This window comes from Burkholderia sp. BCC1972, assembly GCF_905339605.1.
Classification (GTDB): Bacteria; Pseudomonadota; Gammaproteobacteria; order Burkholderiales; family Burkholderiaceae; genus Burkholderia.
The window spans coordinates 57,105-78,451 of the sequence record NZ_CAJPGH010000034.1 but is presented as its reverse complement, the minus strand read 5'-3'; the positions used below and the strand labels follow the sequence as shown (position 1 = coordinate 78,451).

Here is a 21,347-nt window from a genome sequence, read left to right as displayed (position 1 = left end):
AGCATGGTCCTGCGTGCGAGCCTAGGCGCCCGACTTTGCGCCAAGTCGCTCGCCTCCCGGTCTTGACGAATTTGTGTGCCCTGGGGGACTTCTGTTGCCGCGCAGGCGAACGCTGGCTCACTACCGTTTGTGGGCAAAATCTCGAGCTGGCACTGCCGCCGGTTCAGCGGTTTCGTCGAAGCGCCTATGTGCCTCGGTTATTGCAATCTGGTTGTCGTTTGCCCAATTGACCAGCGCCATTACCGGCCCCAAAAGAGTTCTCCCCAATTCGGTGAGTTCATAGTCGACGCGTGGCGGGATGGTTGGATACATCGTCCGGAGAATTAGTCCGTCACGCTCCAGGCCACGCAAGGTCAGCGTCAGCATGCGTTGGGAGATGCCATCGATCCCACGCCTCAGTTCGTTGAATCGCCGCGTTTCCTGAGCCAGCGACGCGATGATGTACAGACTCCATTTATCGCCAATGCGATCGAGAATTTCGCGGGTAGCCCGGCAACCACCGGTCTCAGAGTCCGGCATCTCACTAGGCGGATCTGTGTGACTTAGTGACATGCGTGTGCCTTCTTGTGCAATGGAGATAGGAACCATACCATCCTTTGTATAGTTTTGTAATCCAGTTATGTAATGTTACTAAGTGCTGGATTTAGCCTAGGAGCCTGTCATGAACCAAACTCTGTTGATCACGTCCAGCCCTCGCGGACCCGAAAGCCTCTCCACCCGTTTTGCGACCCAACTCGCGGAAGGCATCACGGGTCGGACGGGCGGTACGCTAACTGTTCGCGATCTTGCTGCGGACCCGACACCGCACATCACGCCGGCCTATATTCACGGTCGCGTCACGCCGCTGGAAGCTCGTACCCCGGAGCAGGCGGAGGCGGTACAGATTGCCCAGACGCTGGTTGATGAGTTGCAGGCTGCCGACGTGATCGTAATCGGCTCCGGAATGATGAATTTTGGCCCGTCTTCGCAGCTCAAGGCCTGGCTCGATCACGTCACCTGGCCGGGCGTTACGTTTAGCTATGCCAGTGGTGCTCCCCAAGGGCTGCTCACGGGCAAAAAGGTCTACCTCGTCACCGCTACCGGTAGTGTGTTTTCGGAGGGGGCCAACGCACCGTTCGATTTCCAGACCAGCTACCTCCTGCATCTGCTCGGTTTCATTGGACTGACTGACATTGAATTGGTCCGTATCGAAGGCACGATGCTCGGTCCGGATGCAGCCAAGGAAGCCGCCGCCCGCGCCGAGACGGTAGTGCAATCTCTACTTGCGAAAGCGGCGTGACATCATGGCCGCAAAAAAAACGATTGCTCTCTTCGGAGCAGGTACAGGCTTAGGCACCTCGCTGGCTGCCCGATTTGGGCGCGAAGGCTATCAGGTCGCGTTGGTCGCGCGCCGCGCCGAGCAACTCGCCCAGCGCGTTGCCGAACTCGCTAAGGCCGGAATCCAAGCCGCCGCATTCCCGGCTGATCTGACCGACATTGCCGATATTCCTGCACTCGTTCATTCCATCGAAGCGCGCTTTGGCGCAATCGATGTCGCGGTCTACGCGCCTGTCCCATCCGGCCTCGGTGCGGTGCCCGCAGTGAATCTCGACGCAGCTACGCTCCGGTCTTTGACCGAAATATTCACTTACGCACCCATCGAAGTAGTCCACGCGGTGGTGCAAGGTCAACTCACGCGTGGTGACGGCGCCGTTGTCATTGTCGGTGGGCTCGCGGCCGTGGTTCCGATCCCCGGTATGAGTGGAGTCGGCCCGGCAATGGCGGCGACACGCAACTATGTCCACACGCTCAATGCCGAAGTGGCCGCTAGGGGCGTCTACGCCGGCACGATGAATATTGGAGCGATGATTGAGCGCTCGACGGGTCTACGTGCTGTGCAGGCTGCAGGGCACGAATTGGCTCCCAACCTGCCGCGCATCGACCCCGACGTGATCGCGGAAGAAATCTGGTCACTTGTGACAAAACGCGACCGTGTCGAATCGATTCTACCGGCCATGTCTTCCAACCATATGGAGGGATGAGATGAAGCTCTCTCTATTTGGAGCGACCGGACCGACCGGAAAGCACATTATCGAAGAGGCCTTGCAGCAAGGCTATACCCTGTCCGTCTATACGCGCGATGCGAAGAAGCTCGAATCGTTTGCAGGGAAAGTCGAAATCGTTGTGGGCGACCTGCAGGATAGGGATGCCATCGCACGATGCATCCAGGGGGCTGATGCCGTAATCAGCGCCTTGGGGCCTAATGGTCTCAAGATACAGGGCGACAGGCCAATCATGCACGGCCTGTCCAACATCATCGCAGTGATGAAGCGGTGCGGTGTTCGTCGCCTCGTACAAATATCCACGGCAAGTTATCGCGATCCAAAGGACGGTTTTGACCTGACATCACGCGCGACCGCACTGATGTTCAAGGTGACTGTCCGCAAGGCGTACGACGACATCAAATCGACAGGCGATTTGATTGCCAACTCAAACTTGGACTGGACGCTGGTGCGGATTCCGTTCCTCAAAGATGGTCCCGTGAACGGAACGATTAATGTGGGCTGGTATGGGAAAACCAAGCTCAGTACGAAACTGTCTCGAGGAAATTTGGCGAAATTCCTGGTTGATCAGGTCACTGACAAAACGTTCGTACGAGCTGCACCCGGCATCGCCAATAGCTGAAGAAGGAGAAAGCTAACATGTTGCGAATCGACCTCTATACCGAGATTAGCTGCCCCTGGTGCATCATCGGCCAGTACCGCCTCGACAAAGTTCTACGCGATCGTTTTCCCGATCTTGCCGTGGATATCCGTCATCATCCTGTCCTGCTGCTGCCGGATACGCCCGCTGACGGACTTTACATTCCTGATTTGCTGCGTAGCCGATACGGTGTGACTGACCCAAAGGTGGCGTTTGCGCGGCCCGAAGCAGAAGCCCGTGCGTCTGGACTGGATCTCGACCTTAGCCGTCAGCCTTACAGCTATCCGACACAGGCCGCACACGCGCTTATCCAAGCCGCAGAAAAATACGGAACCCAGCACAAAATCGCAGTGGCGATCACGGAAGCGTATTTTCTGGAAGCAAAGAATATTGGCAATGCTGATGTACTTGCTGATATCGCTGTGACGTGTGGATTCGAGCGAGACACGGCCGTTGCCATTGCACGCGATCCAACTTGGCGAAAAGTTGTAGAACGGGAAGCGGCAAACTCTGTCGCTGCTGGTGTGCGGTCGGTGCCACACTTCAATTTTGGTGGTCGTATCGAAATCAACGGCGGCCGCAGCGAAGACGAGATTGCTTCTGCAATTAGCGAGGCAATCCGCGTCACGGCGGATAACCAATCGGCAAATAGGTGACGTACAAGACGCGACTCGCGATGATGTTCTTGCCTAGTGGCTCGGTGGTCGTCTTTGAGCCAGATGGTTTCGGCGGTTCGATGCATTGCGTCGAGCCGACCTACATCATAGGAATCCACATGAATGGAATTACGTCATCTACGCTGCTTCCTGGCCGTCGCTGAAGAACTTCATTTCGCCCGCGCGGCGGAGCGACTGCATATTGAGCAGTCACCGTTGTCGCGCGCAATCAAAGAACTTGAAGAGGACCTTGGTGCGCAGCTCTTTGTGCGAACCACGCGCAACACTCGGCTGACTCGCGCAGGCAAGTTATTCCTGGAGCACGTTCCACGCGTCTTCACTGCCTTGCAGCAAGCACGCGATAGCGTGAAGGCGGCTGCCAATGGTTTTCACAGCCAGTTGCGAGTCGCACTCTCCGATGGCATCCAGCCATCGCGATTCTCGACCTTTCTGGCATTGTGCCGCCAAGAAGAACCTGAGATCGAAATACGACTATCCGAGATTCCATTGGCGCAGCAGATCAAAGGGCTGAACGATGACTCGTACGATGTTGGGTTCGCTCGGTCGGATGAGGTCGGGGACGGCATCGTTGCTGAGCCAATCTGGGATGATCCACTGATGGTGGCCGTGCCTGCCCGTCATCCTTTGCTGACACACAAGCGCATCCCGTTGGAGGAAGTGCTGCGGTATCCGTTGGTGCTCGCAGATCCCCACGCTTGTGAAGGTTATGCGCGGCAAATAGAGCGAGTGCTGAGGCGGATCGATCAAGAACCAATGATTGCGGAACGCGTGGCCTCTGTGGACCTAATGATGGCACTGGTGGCAGCAGGCTTCGCCTTAGGCTTGGCCGGAGCCTCACAGATCGCGGCCTGTCGTGAGCCAGACGTGGTAGCCCGACCGCTGGCCGGGCGCACACCTATGCTCACCACCTATCTACTGCGCTTGGACTGCGATCCCTCGGAAACGCTGGCTCGCTTCATCGAAAGAGTCAGTACCCTAGTGGAATCGTCTGCTACAAAAAAGCCCACTGTATTACCGGGTCTCAACCCTTCAGAGGAAATCGAGCCATGAATAAGATCATGTTGCTTCCGCTTGTCCTGGTATTGAGCGCCTGTGGTAAGTCGCCTCCAACCGATACGGTGGAATCGCTAGTCAATCATCCTGATCGTCTACGTGAAGTCGAGCAGCAATGTGCGAACAGCGACGCGAAATTGCCGTCTACCGAATGCAATACTGCGTCAGAAGCGCGTCATCGCTTGTTTATGGGTAGCGGATCGCAGTACACACCTCCCAAAGATCCGCCCAAGTTCTGAATCGTTTGCTATGCAGCAGATAAGTTGACTTCATTGCCGCCTATGCTGCGGCATTCGCAAATGCGCCGTTATACGCTACGCATTTTCTCAGTTGGAAATCTTGCTTTTTTCTCGCTATTTCTCCCGATAAAGGTCTTTGACCGACACTGAGCACGGCACCGATGCTCCTGGTCATGCGGCACGTCTTCGCCGCATGACGCAGGAAAAATTCGGAGGCTGGCATGAACGGGACCAGTGTGTTGTTCGGCCAGATGCTGACGGTGTTCGGCATCGTGGTCGCGGGAACTTGGGGCGCTACCCAATGGACCGCTGCACACCTGGGCTACCAGTTACGCCTTGGCTCGCCCTGGTTCGACTTTCTTGGCATTCCGTTCTATCACCCGTGGCGGCTGTTCGAGTGGTGGTACTGGTACGACGCCTATGCGCCGCGCCTGTTCCTCAAGGGCGGTACCATCGCGGCGACCAGTGGTGTTGCCGCCGCCTTCGTTGCCATCGGCATGTCGGTATGGCGTGCGCGGCAATCTCGCCTCGTCACCACCTACGGCTCGGCACGCTGGGCCGACTCCCGTGACATCCACAAGGCGGCCCTGACACAACCGGCGGGCGTCTTCCTCGGCCTGCATGACGGCCAGTACCTCCGGCATGAAGGTCCGGAACACGTCCTGACTTTTGCGCCGACGCGCTCCGGTAAGGGCGTTGGCCTCGTGATTCCCACGCTGTTGAGCTGGCCTGCGTCTGCCGTCATCCACGACATCAAGGGCGAGAACTGGGCCATCACCGCCGGCTGGCGCTCGCGTTTCTCGCACTGCCTGCTGTTCAATCCGACCGATCCGAAATCGGCCGCGTACAACCCACTGCTCGAAGTCCGGCGCGGTGCGCACGAAGTACGCGACGTGCAGAACATCGCGGACATTCTGGTCGATCCCGAAGGCGCACTTGAACGCCGCAACCATTGGGAGAAGACTTCGCACGCACTGCTGGTCGGTGCGATCCTGCATGTGCTCTACGCGGGCGAGGACAAGACGCTACGCGGCGTCGCCAACTTCCTGTCCGATCCGGCGTGCCCGTTCGAGCTGACGTTGCACCGGATGATGACGACGAAGCACTTGGGCGATGCACCGCATCCCGTTGTCGCATCGGCTGCGCGCGAAGTGCTCAACAAGAGCGACAACGAGCGTTCGGGCGTGCTGTCCACGGCCATGTCGTTCCTCGGCCTGTACCGCGACCCCACGGTGGCCGAAGTTACCTCGCGCTGCGACTGGCGCATCGCCGACCTGATTGCGTCCGAGCATCCCGTCTCGCTGTATCTGGTTGTGCCGCCGTCCGACATCAGCCGCACGAAACCGCTAGTGCGCCTGATCCTCAATCAGATCGGCCGACGTCTGACCGAATCGCTCGACGGCAGTGACGGTATCGCACGCCGTCACAAGTTGTTGCTGATGCTCGACGAGTTCCCCGCACTAGGCCGGCTCGACTTCTTCGAGACGGCACTCGCTTTCATGGCCGGCTATGGCATTCGCAGCTTCCTTATCGCGCAGTCGCTCAACCAGATCGACAAAGCCTATGGCCAGAACCATTCAATTCTCGACAACTGCCATGTACGCGTGACGTTCGCCACCAACGACGAACGCACGGCTAAGCGCATTTCCGAAACGCTCGGCACCGCGACCGAACTGCGCGCACAGCGCAATTACGCCGGCCACCGACTCGCACCGTGGCTCGGGCATCTGATGGTGTCGCGCCAAGAAACGGCGCGTCCACTGCTGACGCCAGGTGAAGTGATGCAGCTCCCACCGGACGACGCGGTGGTGATGGTGTCCAGTCTGGCGCCCATCCGCGCGAAGAAGCTACGCTATTTCACCGACGCTAATTTCCGGCGTCGCGTGTTACCGCCGCCCGTACTCGTTGCCGGGCGCTACACCGATGCGCCGCCGTTGCGACCCAACGACTGGAGCGGTTTGGCAATACCCGTCGTACCGACAGCACCCGTTACCGCTGGCCTCGTCGGCGATGACACGGGCACGACCGACGACGGCGGGCCACGCCGGCAGCCAGAACTATCGGACGTCTCCGAATACAGCCCCGAACAACAGCCTGCCGACAGCGACCTCGCGCTGCTCGATGACGACGACTTGCCGTTGCCGCTCCCTCGCCAGTTCGACCCGGCCCTGCAACGCACGGCCCGGCTGGCGTCCCTCGACCGCGACGACGGACTCCAGCTATGAGCCAGTATCGCCTCAACCTGTTCATCCCGCCCGAGCACGCCCGACGCCTTGATGAGCTGGCGACGAAGAAAGGCGTGTCGAAGTCGTCGATCGTCGCGGCGGCGCTCGCGTCCTGGCTTTCGCCCGATGCGGGCGATCAGCGCGAAGCGGCGATTGCCAAACGGCTGGATCGACTCTCGCGCCAGTTCGAGAAGCTGGAGCGTGACCAGAACATCGAGATCGAGACGCTGGCGCTGTTCGTCCGCTATTTCCTCACGGTCAGCACGCCCGTTCCCGAAGCGCAACAGGATGCCGCTCGCGCGCAAGGCAAGGTGCGGTTCGAGCAGTTTGTCGAACAACTCGGCCGTCACCTGATGCGCGGGCGCAGCCTCGTGCGTGAGGTGGTGGAAGAGCTGAACCCCGACGCCGCACGGCTGGATGATGCGGCGGCGCAGGCCGAAGCGCAGGAGCGTGCCTCATGAGCGCGCAGCCGCAGTCTTTCGCCACCACGGCGCTCGATCGGCGCATCCGCATGTTGCGCACCGCGATGGGGCCGCTGATTGCTGCCGCTCTCGAAGACCCGGACGTGGTGGAAATCATGCTCAATCCTGACCACACGCTCTGGATTGATCGCCTGTCGTCCGGTCGTGCACCGATGGGCGCGGAACTATCCGAGGAAGACGGCGAACGCATCATCCGCCTGGTCGCCGCGCATGTCGGCGCAGAAGTACATCGCGGCCAGCCGCTGCTGACCGCCGAGTTGCCGGAAACCGGCGAACGCTTCGAGGGCATTCTGCCGCCGGCGGCTCCCGGCCCGGCCTTCGCATTGCGGAAGCGCGCGGTCGGCGTCATCCCGCTGGATCGCTACGTCGCCGACGGCATGATGACCGCCGAACAGGCTGCATTCCTGCGTGATGCGGTGCGCGAGCGGCTGAACATCCTCGTCGCCGGCGGCACCAGCACCGGCAAAACCACGCTTGCCAACGCCTTGCTCGCGGAGATCGCCGCCACCGGCGATCGCGTGCTGGTGCTCGAAGACACCATCGAACTGCAATGCACGGCGCACGACCACGTACCGCTACGCACGCGCGCGGGCGTCGTATCGATGACCGAGCTGGTGCGCGCCACGATGCGCCTGCGCCCCGACCGCGTGATCGTCGGCGAGGTGCGCGGCGGCGAAGCGCTGGATCTCATCAAGGTCTGGGGCACCGGCCATCCGGGGGGTATCGCCACGATCCACGCGGGTTCCGTGCTCGGCGCACTACTGCGACTCGAACAACTGATCCTCGAAGTGGCCGTGAACCCACCGCGCGCGTTGATCGCCGAGGCGGTCAACGTCGTCATCCACATCGCCGGCCGCGGCCGGCGTCGCCGCATCGAGCGCATCGCTCGCGTGACCGGCTTCGATGTCGCTTGCTACCAACTTTGCGACGCCTTGCCGTCGCCATCCCCATCCGTGCTTCCCTCTGGAGAACTCTCATGAGCTACGCCCATGTTCTGCGCTTTTCCGTAAACCCGCTTGCACGTCTTCGCAGCCTGGACCAGCCCACACGGCATGGACTCATGCTGGCGGTCGTGATGGTGGCGCTGACCGGCACCGCGAAGGCCAGCGGCTCGAACATGCCGTGGGAAGCGCCGCTGCAATCCATCCTCGACTCGATCCAGGGGCCGGTCGCCAAGATCGTCGCCGTCATCATCATCATCGTGACCGGCCTCACGCTCGCGTTCGGCGACACCAGCGGCGGATTCCGTCGCCTGATCCAGATTGTGTTCGGGCTGTCGATCGCCTTCGCGGCATCGAGCTTCTTCCTGTCGTTCTTCAGCTTCTCCGGTGGCGCGGTGGTGGCATGAACGAGCCCGCCGCCATCACCCTCGGTTTCGAGGTGCCGCTGCATCGGTCGCTCACCGAGCCGATCCTGATGGGCGGTGCGCCGCGCACCGTGGCAATTGCCAACGGCACACTGGCCGCTGCCGTCGGGCTGGGCCTGCAACTATGGATTCCCGGCATCGCACTGTGGCTGATCGGCCATTCGCTCGCAGTGTGGGGCGCGAAAGTCGATCCGCAGTTCATGCAGGTCTTCGCACGGCACCTGAAACACAAGTCGCTGCTGGACGTGTGAGGACGACGCCATGTTGTACCTCGCCGAATATCGCCAGCGTCCCGCCATGCTTGCCGACTGGCTGCCGTGGGCCGGACTCATCGCGCCCGGTGTGGTGCTGAACAAGGACGGCAGTTTCCAGCGCACCGCGCGCTTTCGCGGGCCGGATCTCGATAGCGCCACGCAGGGCGAACTGATCGCCACGACCGCGCGCCTGAACAATGCGCTGCGCCGTCTGGGATCGGGCTGGGCCTTATTTATCGACGCCGAGCGCCGGCCGGCGGCCGACTATCCGCACTCGGATTTTCCGGAGGCGTTGTCGTGGCTGGTAGATGAAGAACGTCGCGCCGCGTTCGAGCAGGCCGGTAGCCACTACGAGAGCGGCTATCACCTGACGCTGGTGTACCTGCCGCCGGAAGAATCGCGCGCACGCGCGGCGAAGCTCCTGTACGAGAACACCCCCACCTCTGGCGTGGATTGGCGCGAACGGCTCGCCGCCTTCGCCGCCGAAACCGACCGCGTGTTCGACCTGCTCGACGGCGTGATGCCGGAGATCGTATGGCTTGACGACAGCGAGACGCTGACGTATCTGCACGCAACCATTTCGACACGGCGCTACCGCATCGGTGCTCCGCAGGTGCCGTTTCATCTCGACGCGCTGCTGGCCGACTCGGCATTGATCGGCGGTCTTGCTCCCATGCTCGGCAACCAGCACCTGCGGGTCGTGACGGTGCGCGGTTTTCCGACCGCGACCTGGCCAGGCCTACTCGATGATCTCAACCGCCTGGGTTTCGCCTATCGCTGGTCCACACGGTTCCTCTGTCTGGACAAGGCTGAAGCCGAGAAGGAGTTGACGCGGCTACGTCGGCAATGGTTCGCCAAGCGCAAGAACGTTATCGCGCTACTGCGTGAAACGATCTTCCAGCAGGAATCACCGCTCGTCGATACCGACGCCAGCAACAAGGCGATGGATGCTGATGCCGCTCTGCAGGAACTCGGCAGCGATCAGGTGGCGTTCGGTTACGTGACGGCGACCGTGACCGTCATGGACGCAGATGCGGCGGCGGCCGACGAAAAGCTGCGGCGAGTGGAGCGCACGATCCAGAGCCGGGGCTTCGTCACGATCCCCGAAACCCTCAATGCGGTTGAAGCGTGGCTGTCGTCGATTCCGGGGCACGCCTACGCCAACGTGCGCCAGCCGAGCATTTCCACGCTGAACCTTGCGCACCTGATGCCGCTGTCTGCAGTATGGGCCGGGCCGGAGAAGAACAAGCATCTCGATGGGCCACCGCTGATCGTCACGCGCACGGACGGCGACACGCCGTTTCGCCTCGTGACGCATATCGGTGACGTGGGCCATACGCTCGTGGTCGGCCCGACCGGCATGGGTAAATCGGTCCTGCTCGCCACGCTGGCGATGCAGTTCCGGCGGTATCGCGGCTCGCGCATCTTTGCCTTCGACATGGGCCGCTCGATGCGTGCCACGATCCTCGGTCTCGGTGGCGAGCACTACGACCTCGGCTCCGATGGCACGATCGCGTTCCAGCCGCTCGCACGCATCGACCGCGAAGGCTATCGCACCTGGGCCGCCGAATGGGTCGAAGGCCGCCTGCTGCACGAAGGCATCGCCGTCGGCCCCGACGAGAAGGCCGCCGTATGGTCGGCACTCGGCAGCCTCGCCGGTGCGCCCATCGAACAACGCACGCTCACGGGCCTGTCGGTACTGCTCCAGTCCAATGCGCTGCGCCAGGCGCTCGCGCCTTACGTGCTCGGCGGTGCTCACGGTCGGCTGCTTGATGCCGATCATGACCGGCTCGGCAGCGCCGACGTGCAGGGCTTCGAGATGGAGGAACTGATGCCGAGCAAGGCGGCAGTGCTCGCCGTGCTCGGCTACCTGTTCGCGCGCTTCGATGAGCGGTTCGACGGTGCGCCGACACTGCTGATCCTAGACGAGTCTTGGCTGTTCCTCGATGACCCAGTGTTCGCCGCGCGTATCCGCCAGTGGCTCAAGACGCTACGCAAGAAGAACGTCAGCGTGATCTTCGCCACGCAGTCGCTCGCCGACATCAAGGATTCGAGCATCGCGCCCGCAATTATCGAGAGTTGCGCGAGCCGCATCTTCCTGCCGAACCCGCAGGCGACCGAGCCGCAGATTCGCATGATCTACGAAGGGTTCGGCCTCAACAGCCGACAAATCGAGATCGTCGCCACCGCCGAACCCAAGCGCGATTACTACTACCAGTCGCGTCTCGGCAATCGCCTGTTCGACCTCGACCTCGGGCCGGCCACGCTGGCATTCGTCGGCGCCTCGACACCACAAGACCAGCGCGACATCGACCGCGTGCTGCTGAACGCCGGCACGCCCGGCTTCGCGGGTGCCTGGCTGCGTCATAGCGGCCTCGACTGGGCCGCTGACCTCATGCCTTCGTTCCTCACGCCATCGGAGATTCAGCCATGAAGAAGACCGGGCTGGCCGTCGCCACGGCCGTGCTGCTGTCGGCGTCGTCCGCATGCTTCGCGCAGTGGGCGGTGTTCGACGCGGCCAACTATTCGCAGAACCTGCTGACCGCCGCGCGCGAGCTGCAACAGATCGACAACCAGATCCAGCAGTTGCAGAACGAGGCAACGATGCTGGTCAACCAGGGCCGCAATCTCACGAGCCTGAACTTCAACTCGCTGTCGCAGTTGCTGTCCACGCTGGCGACGACGAACCAGTTGATCTCGCAGGCGCAGGGGCTGACGTTCAACGTCGCGCAGTCGCAGGCGACGTTCAACCGGCTGTATCCGTCGTCCTACGGCGCGGGCACCAGTAATTCGCAGATGGTGCAGGACGCGCAGACGCGCTGGCAGACCTCGGTGCAGGCATTGCAGACCTCGACGCAGATGCAGTCACAGGCCGCGCAAAACCTGCTGTCCGACCAGGGCGTATTGAGCAGTCTGGTGACGCAGAGCCAGGGCGCGGTCGGTGCCTTGCAGGCCAGCCAGGCGACCAACCAGTTGCTCGCGCTGATCGCACGTCAGGCGATTCAGTCGCAGCAACTCACCGTGTCGCAGCAGCGCGCCACCGCACTGGATCAGGCGCGTGCCGCGGCCGACGAGGCGCAGGCCCAGCAGGTCCGTACCCGCTTCATCGGCAGCGGCCCGCAATACACGCCGCAGTCGGTGAGCTTCTACGGGAACTGACGGCCATGCGCCGCGCACTGGTCCTGTCTATCGTCGTCGTGCTGACCGCTTGCGGTCGGCGTGAGCCGGCGTTGACGATCGATGCGCTCGCGCACGATCCGCAGCAGCTTTACGCGCTGCGCCATCACTGTGCCGTTGCACATCCAGACTCGGACAACACCACATGCCGCATAGTGGATGCGGCGTATGCGCGGCGTTTCTTCCTCGGGCTGGGCGGTGCCAGCGAGTACCAGACGCTCGCCGAACTGCTGCCGATCCCGGCGAGCTTCGAGGCGTCGCAAGGAGATCGGCCATGAACGATCTCTCCGTCATCGACCAGTTCCTGGCTGTCTTCTCACAGTACATCGACTCGGGCTTTGGCCTGTTGCACGGCGAAGTTGCGTACCTCTCGGCCACGCTGATCGTCATCGACATGACGCTCGCGGGCCTGTTCTGGGCGATGGGTGGCGAGGAAGTGCTGGCCAAGCTGATCCGCAAGACGCTCTATGTCGGTGCCTTCGCCTACATCATCGGCAACTTCAGCACGCTTGCGGGCATCGTGTTTCGCTCGTTCGTGGGCCTTGGCCTGCTCGCCACGGGTTCGTCGCTGAGCATCGGCAACTTCCTGCAACCAGGACGCCTGGCCGCCGTCGGTGTTCAGGCGGGTCAGCCGATTCTGCAACAGGTCGGCACGATGTCTAACGGCATCACGGCAGTCTTCAGCAACATCGACATGATCGTGATTCTGCTGCTTGCCTGGGTCATCGTGGTCATCAGCTTCTTCATCCTGGCCGTGCAGCTTTTCGTGACGCTGATTGAGTTCAAGCTAACCACGCTCGCGGGTTTCGTGCTGGTGCCGTTCGCGCTCTGGAACAAGACCGCATTCCTCGCCGAGAAGGTGCTCGGCAACGTGGTGTCGTCGGGCATCAAGGTACTGGTGCTCGCCGTGATCGTCGGTATTGGTTCAACGATCTTCGGGCAATTCCAGACGCCGGCCGGCGCCGATCCCTCGCTGAATCACGCGCTCGCCATCATGCTCGCCTCGCTGACGATGCTGGGACTCGGCATCTTCGGACCGGGCATTGCGACGGGCCTGGTGTCCGGTGCCCCGCAGCTCGGTGCTGGTGCTGCTGCGGGTACAGCGTTGGGCGTCGCGGGTCTTGCCGTCGCCGGCGGTGCCGCCGTAGCGACCGGCGGTGCGGCAGTCGCAGCCGGCGCACGCCTTGCCGCGCGCGGTGCAGTCGGCACGGCACGCGCAGCCAGCGGTGCCGCATCGGCTTATCGCGCCGGTGCAACCGCGTCCGGTGCGACGGGCGCGCCTGCTTTCGGTGCAGGCGTTGCCAACGTCGTGCGCAGCGGCGCGCAGGCTGCCGGCGAGCGGGTTGCGGCAGGTGCTCGTGCTGTGCGCGACCGCGTAGCGCCTGCTGCCAGCACAAGCGGCGCATCGTCCACGTCGCCCGAAGCTGCAGGCAAGACATCCACGTCGGCGACTGCCGATAACACATCCCCAGCATCCACCGATAAGTCGCCCGACTGGGCGCAGCGCCTGCAACGTCGCCAGCACATCGCGCATGGCGCTTCGACGGCCGCGCATGTCGTGCGCTCAGGCGATCACGGCGGCGGCGGGACCGCGCCGGACATCAACGATTCCTCGAACGAGTAAGGGAGGCGAGCCATGCGCTTCACACGACCTGGCGTGCGCTACAGCAATACCCCCGTGCCCGCCACGCCTTATCAGGCCGCCGCACAGGTATGGGATGAACGCCTCGGCAGCGCGCGCGTGCAGGCAAAGAACTGGCGATTGATGGCCTTTGGTTGCCTGGGCCTTGCGCTGCTGATGGCGGCGGGCCTCGTCTGGCAATCCGGTCAGTCGCGCGTCACGCCTTACGTGGTCGAGGTCGACCACGCCGGACAGGTCCGCGCGGTCGGCGCGGCCGTCACACCGTACAGGCCGACCGATGCACAGATCGCGTACCACCTGGCGCGCTTTATTACCGACGTGCGTTCGCTGTCGATTGACCCGGTGGTCGTGCGCCAGAACTGGCTCGAAGCCTATGGCTACACCACTGATCGGGGCGCGGCGACGTTGAACGACTACGCCCGCGCGCACGACCCATTCGCTCATGTCGGGCAGGACTCCGCATCGGTGGACGTGACCAGCGTGGTGCGCGTCAGCGACACCTCGTTCCAGGTGCGCTGGACCGAAAAGCACTTCAACGACGGCACGCCCACCGGCACCGAGCAGTGGACGGCGATGCTCACGCTCGTCATGCAAACCCCGCGCACCGAGCAACAGGTGCGCCGCAACCCCCTTGGTATCTACATCAACGGGCTGTCCTGGAGCCGTGACCTAGACGCGCCGGAAGGAGCGAAGAAGCCATGAAACTGTCGATCACTGCCATTGCTTTCCTCGTCCTGTTGGGCGGCCTTGCGGGCTGCGCAACGCAAGGCAAACCGCCGCCGGCGATCTCGCTGGACGAATCGGTCAAGGCACAGCCGCTGCCCGAGCCACCCAAGCCGGTCACGGTTGTGGAAGTGCCGAAACCCTTGCCGTTGCCTGACCAGATGAAGCCGCTTCCGGGCGCAGCCGATGTGAAGCCGACACCGGAACCCGCAGACGCGAAAGTCCGTGTCGAACGGGCCAATGCGGAGGCCAGTGTGGTGCCAACACGCGAGGGTTACATCAATGCGATCCAGGTCTGGCCGTTCTCCGATGGCGCGCTATATCAGGTCTATACCAGCCCCGGTCGCGTGACGGTCATCAGCTTGCAGCCGGCCGAGGAACTGGTGACGGTCGCCGCAGGCGACACTGTGCAATGGATCGTGGGCGATACCGCGAGCGGCAGCGGCACGAGCCGGCGCGTGGCTGTCATGGTCAAGCCGGTGCGCGCGGGGATCAGGACGAACCTCGTCATCACCACAAACCGGCGCACCTATCTGCTCGAACTCACATCCACCGAGAAGGCATGGATGGCGTCGGTATCGTGGGAGTATCCGAAGGACCAGATGTTGGCCTTGCAGGCCCAGGCACAGGCCGCCGATGCGGTCGCGCCGGCGGCCAATGGCTTGTCGCTCGACCAGTTGCATTTCCGCTATGCGATCACGGGCGACAGCCCGCCGTGGAAACCTGTGCGTGCGTTCGACGACGGGCAGCATGTCTATATCCAGTTTCCCGCTGGAATCGCGCAGGGCGAATTGCCGCCGCTGTTCGTAGTCGGGCCGGATGGCAAGGGCGAGCTGGTGAACTACCGTTTCCATGCGCCTTACGACATCGTGGATCGCCTGTTCGGTGCGGCCGAACTGCGCCTGGGCGGTGATAAGGCGGCCGTGGTACGCATTGAGCGCACCGATGGTGTCGCTGCGGGAGCCGGTCATGGGCACGACTGACCACGAAGCCCAGTCCGCGCCGAAGGTTGCCCCGGAAGGCGTTGCTTTGCGTGCAGCGCCGCGCGCGGTCACGCGACTCAACCGTCGCACGCTGGCCGTTTCCGCCACGCTGCTCGCAGTGGCTGTGGCCGGCGCGTCGATGTGGGCGCTCCAATCCAAGGGCCGGCGCGGCGCGGGCGATCAGACCAACCTCTACAACGTCGATCGGATCGCCAGAGCCGACGATCTTGACCAGTTGCCGTCCGACTACTCGAAGCTACCGGCGAAGCCCTCGCCGGCGTCGCCGGCCAGCGTGCCGCAGCTCGGGCCACCGTTGCCCGGCGACTGGGGCGCGGCGTCGGCCATGCCGCCGCTACCGGGTGGCAGCGTCAATCAGGGGCCATCGGCCGAGAACATCGACCGGCGGCGCCTGGCTGACGAGATTGCACGCTCGGCGGTGTTCTTCCACACCGGCAGTGATGCCGGCAAAGTCGATGCGGTTTCCACGTCGACGGGGGCTACACTGGCGGCGAATGCCGCGGCCGGCGCATTTAACCCGATGGGTGCCGGGCCGGCATCCACGGCCGCGCAGCCTAACGACCCAACGGCGATCCAGAACCGGCAGGACCAGAAGGAAGCATTCATGGCCAAGGGCGGCGCTGCTGTTACCAGCAACACGGGCAGCTTGCAGACACCGGCGTCGCCGTACACGGTGATGGCCGGCACGATCATTCCGGCCGCGCTGGTGACAGGCATCAACTCCGACCTGCCGGGAGAGATCATCGCCGAGGTCACGCAGCCCGTGTACGACACGGCAACCGGCCACTATTTGCTGATCCCGCAGGGTTCTCGCCTGATCGGCCGTTACGACAGCCAAGTCGCGTTCGGCCAGCAGCGGGTGTTGCTGGTATGGCTACGCCTGGTGCTGCCCGATACCTCGTCAATCGCGCTCGACAAGTTGCCCGGCATCGACCCCGCCGGCTATGCGGGCCTGGAGGATGGCGTGAACTGGCACTGGGGCCGCATTCTGACGGGTGCCGTGCTGTCCACGATGCTCGGAGTTGGCTCCGAGCTGGCGGTCTCGAATCAGGGCAGTGCCAACGGCAATACCGTTATTGCGTTGCGGGATAGCTCGCAGGACACAGCCAATCAGGTCGGTCAAGAAATCACGCGCCGCGACCTGAGCATCCAGCCGACGCTAACCGTGCGGCCGGGATTTCAGGTCAACGTGATGGTGAACAAGGATCTGGTACTGCGACCATACCAGCCGCTCTTTATCCAGCGAGATCCGATGCCATGAGCACGACGCGCAAGCTACGGCTGGGACCGCTGCCGAAGACCGAAAGCATCAAGCTGACCTTCGCGTGTCCGGCTAGACTCAAGGTCGATCTTGACCGCTACGCAGCGCTGCACGCGCAGACCTATGGCGAAGCGGTCGACGCGGTGACGCTGATACCCTACATGCTGGAAGCGTTCATGGCCCGGGATCGTGGCTTTAGGAGCGGAGCAAAAGAGCACGCGGTTCAGATTCGTAGTACGGTCGCATAGCTCGACAACCGAAGGACGTATTGGAGCGAGAAGACCGATAGTTCGATCAGCCTCACGTATCAACAGATTCGAAAGACTGAACGGACCGTCCGACTGCTGGGTGAGATTCCCACTAACAACAAGTCCCGTACCGTAACCAACGCACTTCAAACCAAGGAGGTGACCATGAAGCAAACAAACTTCAGGCTCAGTTTCGTGGCAGGTTGGGCTGTGGCACTGTCGGTCTCTGTTGGCGCTGGAGGTGCCCAGTATATCTGGGCTCGATCCAATACGTCTTTGTAGTTGACTGCGGTGAACGAGGCGGTTCCCGGGCAGCTTCAAATGTTTCGGGAGGCGATGCGATTTCCTGCGCTGGAAAGGGCCATGGCTGGACGGGTTTTCCCTTTGGCAGACGGGCGAATCTGTGCTGCGTTTAGTTCACTGTGCTCTGCGCTCGCGCGAAGGAAAAGAAGCGTTCAAGTGCATCCGGAGGTGCTTCTTTTAGATGCCAGAGCGATGACCGGGTGACGAGGTTGAACGCTGGCTCTTCGTTAGACAGGACAGCGGCGGCGGTGGTCGAGATGATAAAGCCATCGCACTTTCCATCCATGATAGCTCGCTGAAGGGTGTTGCGGTGGCGGTCGACGAAAGCCATGTTGAAATCACCGAGAAACTTCTTCGCGGTCATTCTATCCGGCTGCGCGACCACGTGCCCTGCCGGCGTCAAGTCATCCAGATTCAATGCAATGATCCCACCGTTTGCGAACGACTCCAGTTGCTTTGCTCCCTTTTTGACGTGCTTCTCCACCCCGTTTTCCGACCATATTTTTTTGCAGGCGATGGGGTAATCACCCCTGCCGAAGTTGACTACGATGTCCGGCTCCGCGGCGGTGCCGGTCAAACCGTTCTTCCTGAGGTCGGCGAGGAGCACCACCTCCCAAAGGGCGTCCTTTCCCTGTGAATTGTTCCTGTCATCGGGTTGCATGACGTTGCCTGCCATCCGTCTTAACGCTTCCTGAATCCCGGGTTCGGCGGGCAAGTAGGTGATGGCGTCCGCCAGTCGATTCACGTAGGCAGCCTCGGATAGAACTCGAACAGCTGGCACGCGCTGCGCCTCCCATTCGCGGCTCAGGATATCCGCCTGGTTGAGAAGCTGCGAAAGTGCGCTACCGTTCCCGAGTCTTACATTGCGCTTCTGCAAGACGTCTCGCACAAGCTGGGCTTTTGCTGCTATCCCTTCATAGGTGTCAATCCAGGCGCGGTCTACGACGTTAGCTCGATTCAATTCAGGCTTCAGGTTCATCTTCAGTTGTGCCTCGCTTTGGTCAGCCCTGAATGTGCGCTACCACCCGATCGCAGATCAGTGCGAATGCAATGGCGTAGCTATGCAACGCGATGGGCAATATTACGCCGTCCGTGCGAATGCGTGCCCGTGAAAACACGATGCCGAGGGCGAACAAAAGCAGGTAGGTTGTCAGGTAGTCGTAGTGCCGGTGCTGCACTGAAAAGAGAAGCGCTGTTGCAGCTACAGCGGCTATAGCAATCTTGCGGTTTGCTTTGAACGGTAGCGTCGACAGAAGGAAGTGCCTAAACGCGAGTTCTTCCACTATTGGGGGGAGTGCGAGCAGACTAATGATCATCACAACATTCTGGGTCGGTGTCTTCAGGCTATAGAGCGATACCATGGTTGCCTCTCGCGGTTGCCCGAGGCCATACGCCGTGCCGTATGCAGCGATGTAGAGCACTGAGACCGCCAGCATGCCGCGGATCACATCCTTTCGCCGAATGTTGCCGACGACGTGGATATCCGGAAAGCAGAATCGCTTGTGGAGTGCGAACAGGGCCAGCATCAGCAATGCTGCAGGTCCATAGTAGACAGGGATGCCGTAATGGATCTGTGTTGAAAAGTCGAACTGTCGGGCGATCAGCGGATTGACCAGCCTATATCCAACATAGACGAGCAATCCAAAGACGAGCGACAGGCGCCAGCGAGTCGCAAAGGGTTCTCCGATACCGAGAATGTCCACGTGTCGTGGTGCATCCATGCGTGCGTCCATTTTCTCCCTCGTTCGCATTCGAACACATCGAGCCGTAACGATAACCGAATTGATCCACTTCCCCGATAGGCGTGCTGCATTGCCCTGCTACGAATCGAGTCGCCACACCTTTCTGTAGTAGAGACAGTCGAGGCTTGAGACAAGGAAGGATCCGAGAATAGCTACGCTTGTCTTACTGGGTAGAATAGCCGGACAACGGGGCGCGCCGGGGGTTCAGTGTCCCGCCTTGTGTTGAATTAACTTGAACGGCGGGCTGACCGGGCAGGCTCGGCACGCGCGAGAAATGTATATGGACGACAGAATCAAGGCGCTAGCGGCCCAAAAGCGGCTCATCGAGACGAAACAGGCGCAGCTGGCCGAGAAAGCCGTCGCACTCGAAGCGAAATTGGCTGACGCGTTCGGCGAGGCCGGTGTTTATGCATCCAGTGCCAGCGTGACACTGGAAGAGTGGCCAGACGGGCACACCTATGGATGGCTGTCTTACGCGTTTGGGCGGCTTAGGGTTGGCCACCGCACGTCCGACGACGATATGGCCGACGCGCACGCTGGTATCCCCGAGGATGAAAGAACGAACGCTTACCAACCGCTGGCGAGCTGCTCGCCGAATTGGCTGGTACGCCTGCTGGATGAAACGATGATCGGGTCGTTGCTGGATGACATCGCGGCAAGACTTGACCAACAGGAGCTCCGGCTCGATGGCTCGCTGTCGGCCCTGCAGACCGTCCTTTCGGCGGAGGCCGCCAAGCTCGACGAGCAGCTGGCTGAAAATCTCGAGAGGATGAACAGCGAAACGTTGAAAACGCGCTCGGACGAACTGCTGGATGCGATTCATCTTCACACGGGGGACGGTCTGACCCGCAGCAGCAGTTTCCTGGAGTCGGTCTGCGCAGAAATCCTGCGGGAGCGTGGCGTCACGCTGCCGAAGGACAAGTCAATTTCGCCCCTCGTTGATGCGTGTATCGACTGCCTGGAATGGCCGGACAGGGATGCACTGGAAGACGCGAAACGATTTTTCGCTGGTGTGAAATCAATCTGTGGGGGAATCGGTGCCCTACGTACTCACTTCGGGACGGCGCACGGGGCGTCAAGCCATCGGCCACCGCTCGATGCCTCGTACGCGATGTTCGCAAAAAACGCCAGCGTTGCGGTCGCTATCTTCCTGATCGACTGTCACGCCAGACGTTCCGAAGCGCCGCTCGATGGTGGGACCAAAGAATCGTTGTCGTCCGTGGAGCAACTCATCTCGCCACCAGAAAAAGCATGACCTAGAATCGCTGTCCATCGCTCAAACGCCACGCGGAGTGCACATGGAGAAGCAGGTTGAAACTTTGAAAGAGCTGCGAACGGTCATTGCGGCGCAACAGGAGCTGTTGCGCATCGCGTTGTACATGATGACGCAAGGACCGATTACTTTCAGCGATCAAAGGTTGAAGTGCATCCTGGAGCAAGACCAGATGCGCGCAACGTGTGCGGTTGCCATGGGCGCTGGTCAGTCGCTCAACACCATCCTGAAGCTCTCAGACGATCGGGGCATTGGTGTCCGCGACCTGTATCCGATTGCTCGCTCGGTTGTGGAAGGCTTTATCAATGCAGCCTTCTTCGTAACGCAGCCCGTTGAAATTTCGCGCCGTGCACTGGAGCACCGGCACTTTGCGGCGTGGAAGCACCACAACCGCATCATTGGCAACGGCGACATCATGATTGCGATTGGCGCAGCCGATCCCAAGCTGGAAGCAGCGAGGCTGTTCCCAAATTTCGCGGGGAAGGGAAAGGAATCCTGGACCGCACTAAACGCCGTGGATCGTATTGGCAGAATAGGCAAGGTGGTCAAGGCGTCTGCTGGTGCGTTGATCGGTGCATACGGTGGCATCTACGCCGTATCCTCCGAAATCATCCACGGCTCTGTGTACGGTATGAGCTACTTTTACAGCGCTCATACCCGGGAACAAACCGTTGAGGGTTTCAAGTCGGGAACCGTCGAGCAGGTCATCGACATACTGATAGCTGTCTCGCACGCATCCAGTGGCTTCCTGTCCGCATTCTCAAACGTACAGAAGCTTGGTCCTCTCGTCCTCGTCGAACACGACATCTTTAAACGCTTGTTCAAGGTGGCGACAGGCGACGAATGGGGAGGGCAGGACGAGTGATTTCCGCGCGCGTGTCACGCAGCATCGTGGCGAACATCGCTCGTGCCTGTGCTTGAGACTTCCCGCCAAAATTCCCCGAGTTGTCGGCCTGACCGAGTGTGAGTTAACGCCCGTTGAACCTAACAATAGACGCG

The 21,347-nt window shown here is 61.5% G+C and carries 24 protein-coding genes; 21 read left to right on the top strand and 3 right to left on the bottom strand.

The window, feature by feature from the left end:
* Positions 1-120 precede the first annotated feature (120 nt).
* Positions 121-552, bottom strand: a complete 432-nt coding sequence (locus tag U5798_RS33045; protein ID WP_322084449.1) for a helix-turn-helix domain-containing protein — start codon at positions 550-552, stop codon at positions 121-123.
* 109 nt (positions 553-661) lie between these two features.
* Here U5798_RS33045 and U5798_RS33040 point away from each other — a divergent pair, with 109 nt between their 5' ends.
* The 19 genes from U5798_RS33040 to U5798_RS32950 all read left to right on the top strand — a co-directional run bounded on the left by U5798_RS33040 (position 662) and on the right by U5798_RS32950 (position 17,030).
* A complete protein-coding gene (locus U5798_RS33040; RefSeq protein WP_322084448.1) occupies positions 662-1,279 on the top strand; it encodes an FMN-dependent NADH-azoreductase in 618 nt (205 codons plus the stop codon).
* A 4-nt stretch (positions 1,280-1,283) separates the two neighbouring features.
* Complete coding sequence (locus U5798_RS33035; RefSeq protein WP_322084447.1) at positions 1,284-2,021, top strand: SDR family NAD(P)-dependent oxidoreductase; 738 nt, start codon at positions 1,284-1,286, stop codon at positions 2,019-2,021.
* Between the two features lies 1 nt (position 2,022).
* On the top strand, positions 2,023-2,664 hold the full coding sequence (locus U5798_RS33030; protein WP_322084446.1) for an SDR family oxidoreductase: 642 nt from the start codon (positions 2,023-2,025) through the stop codon (positions 2,662-2,664).
* A gap of 17 nt (positions 2,665-2,681) precedes the next feature.
* The gene (locus U5798_RS33025; RefSeq protein WP_322084445.1) at positions 2,682-3,338 is read left to right on the top strand and encodes a DsbA family protein; all 657 of its coding nucleotides are present in this window, start codon (positions 2,682-2,684) and stop codon (positions 3,336-3,338) included.
* 123 nt (positions 3,339-3,461) lie between these two features.
* On the top strand, positions 3,462-4,409 hold the full coding sequence (locus U5798_RS33020) for a LysR family transcriptional regulator (protein ID WP_322084444.1): 948 nt from the start codon (positions 3,462-3,464) through the stop codon (positions 4,407-4,409).
* Positions 4,406-4,651, top strand: a complete 246-nt coding sequence (locus U5798_RS33015) for an EexN family lipoprotein (RefSeq protein ID WP_322084443.1) — start codon at positions 4,406-4,408, stop codon at positions 4,649-4,651. The genes U5798_RS33020 and U5798_RS33015 overlap by 4 nt, the downstream gene beginning before the upstream one ends.
* 221 nt (positions 4,652-4,872) lie before the next feature.
* A complete protein-coding gene (locus U5798_RS33010) occupies positions 4,873-6,876 on the top strand; it encodes a conjugal transfer protein TraG (RefSeq protein ID WP_322084442.1) in 2,004 nt (667 codons plus the stop codon).
* Positions 6,873-7,337, top strand: a complete 465-nt coding sequence (locus U5798_RS33005) for a CopG family transcriptional regulator (protein WP_322084441.1) — start codon at positions 6,873-6,875, stop codon at positions 7,335-7,337. The genes U5798_RS33010 and U5798_RS33005 overlap by 4 nt, the downstream gene beginning before the upstream one ends.
* Entirely contained in the window at positions 7,334-8,338 is a 1,005-nt protein-coding gene (trbB, locus tag U5798_RS33000; RefSeq protein ID WP_322084440.1) for a P-type conjugative transfer ATPase TrbB, read from the top strand. Before U5798_RS33005 ends, trbB begins: the two co-directional genes overlap by 4 nt.
* Entirely contained in the window at positions 8,335-8,706 is a 372-nt protein-coding gene (locus U5798_RS32995; protein WP_322084439.1) for a TrbC/VirB2 family protein, read from the top strand. The genes trbB and U5798_RS32995 overlap by 4 nt, the downstream gene beginning before the upstream one ends.
* Complete coding sequence (locus U5798_RS32990; RefSeq protein ID WP_118869500.1) at positions 8,703-8,975, top strand: VirB3 family type IV secretion system protein; 273 nt, start codon at positions 8,703-8,705, stop codon at positions 8,973-8,975. The genes U5798_RS32995 and U5798_RS32990 overlap by 4 nt, the downstream gene beginning before the upstream one ends.
* Positions 8,976-8,985: 10 nt before the next feature.
* Positions 8,986-11,412, top strand: coding sequence for a conjugal transfer protein TrbE (gene trbE, locus U5798_RS32985; protein ID WP_322084438.1), 2,427 nt, complete (start codon positions 8,986-8,988; stop codon positions 11,410-11,412).
* Entirely contained in the window at positions 11,409-12,137 is a 729-nt protein-coding gene (gene trbJ, locus U5798_RS32980) for a P-type conjugative transfer protein TrbJ (RefSeq protein ID WP_322084437.1), read from the top strand. The genes trbE and trbJ overlap by 4 nt, the downstream gene beginning before the upstream one ends.
* A gap of 5 nt (positions 12,138-12,142) precedes the next feature.
* A complete protein-coding gene (locus tag U5798_RS32975) occupies positions 12,143-12,433 on the top strand; it encodes a hypothetical protein (protein ID WP_322084436.1) in 291 nt (96 codons plus the stop codon).
* Positions 12,430-13,779: a P-type conjugative transfer protein TrbL gene (gene trbL / locus U5798_RS32970; protein WP_322084435.1), complete on the top strand. Its 1,350-nt coding sequence runs from the start codon at positions 12,430-12,432 to the stop codon at positions 13,777-13,779. Before U5798_RS32975 ends, trbL begins: the two co-directional genes overlap by 4 nt.
* A gap of 12 nt (positions 13,780-13,791) precedes the next feature.
* Positions 13,792-14,499, top strand: coding sequence for a conjugal transfer protein TrbF (trbF, locus tag U5798_RS32965; RefSeq protein ID WP_322084434.1), 708 nt, complete (start codon positions 13,792-13,794; stop codon positions 14,497-14,499).
* Entirely contained in the window at positions 14,496-15,503 is a 1,008-nt protein-coding gene (gene trbG, locus U5798_RS32960; RefSeq protein WP_322084433.1) for a P-type conjugative transfer protein TrbG, read from the top strand. Before trbF ends, trbG begins: the two co-directional genes overlap by 4 nt.
* Positions 15,490-16,782, top strand: coding sequence for a TrbI/VirB10 family protein (locus tag U5798_RS32955; protein WP_322084432.1), 1,293 nt, complete (start codon positions 15,490-15,492; stop codon positions 16,780-16,782). Before trbG ends, U5798_RS32955 begins: the two co-directional genes overlap by 14 nt.
* On the top strand, positions 16,779-17,030 hold the full coding sequence (locus U5798_RS32950) for a DUF2274 domain-containing protein (RefSeq protein ID WP_322084431.1): 252 nt from the start codon (positions 16,779-16,781) through the stop codon (positions 17,028-17,030). The genes U5798_RS32955 and U5798_RS32950 overlap by 4 nt, the downstream gene beginning before the upstream one ends.
* Positions 17,031-17,442: 412 nt before the next feature.
* Here the strand turns inward: U5798_RS32950 and U5798_RS32945 are convergent, their stop codons facing one another.
* Together U5798_RS32945 and U5798_RS32940 are read right to left on the bottom strand one after the other, a co-directional pair.
* Positions 17,443-18,312: a hypothetical protein gene (locus tag U5798_RS32945; protein WP_322084430.1), complete on the bottom strand. Its 870-nt coding sequence runs from the start codon at positions 18,310-18,312 to the stop codon at positions 17,443-17,445.
* A 22-nt stretch (positions 18,313-18,334) separates the two neighbouring features.
* A complete protein-coding gene (locus U5798_RS32940) occupies positions 18,335-19,066 on the bottom strand; it encodes a CPBP family intramembrane glutamic endopeptidase (RefSeq protein ID WP_322084429.1) in 732 nt (243 codons plus the stop codon).
* A gap of 289 nt (positions 19,067-19,355) precedes the next feature.
* On the opposite strand from U5798_RS32940, the gene U5798_RS32935 reads away from it, so the two are divergent.
* Positions 19,356-20,330, top strand: a complete 975-nt coding sequence (locus U5798_RS32935; protein WP_322084428.1) for an abortive infection family protein — start codon at positions 19,356-19,358, stop codon at positions 20,328-20,330.
* Between the two features lie 43 nt (positions 20,331-20,373).
* Positions 20,374-21,213, top strand: a complete 840-nt coding sequence (locus U5798_RS32930; RefSeq protein WP_322084427.1) for a DUF5677 domain-containing protein — start codon at positions 20,374-20,376, stop codon at positions 21,211-21,213.
* Positions 21,214-21,347: the final 134 nt, after the last annotated feature.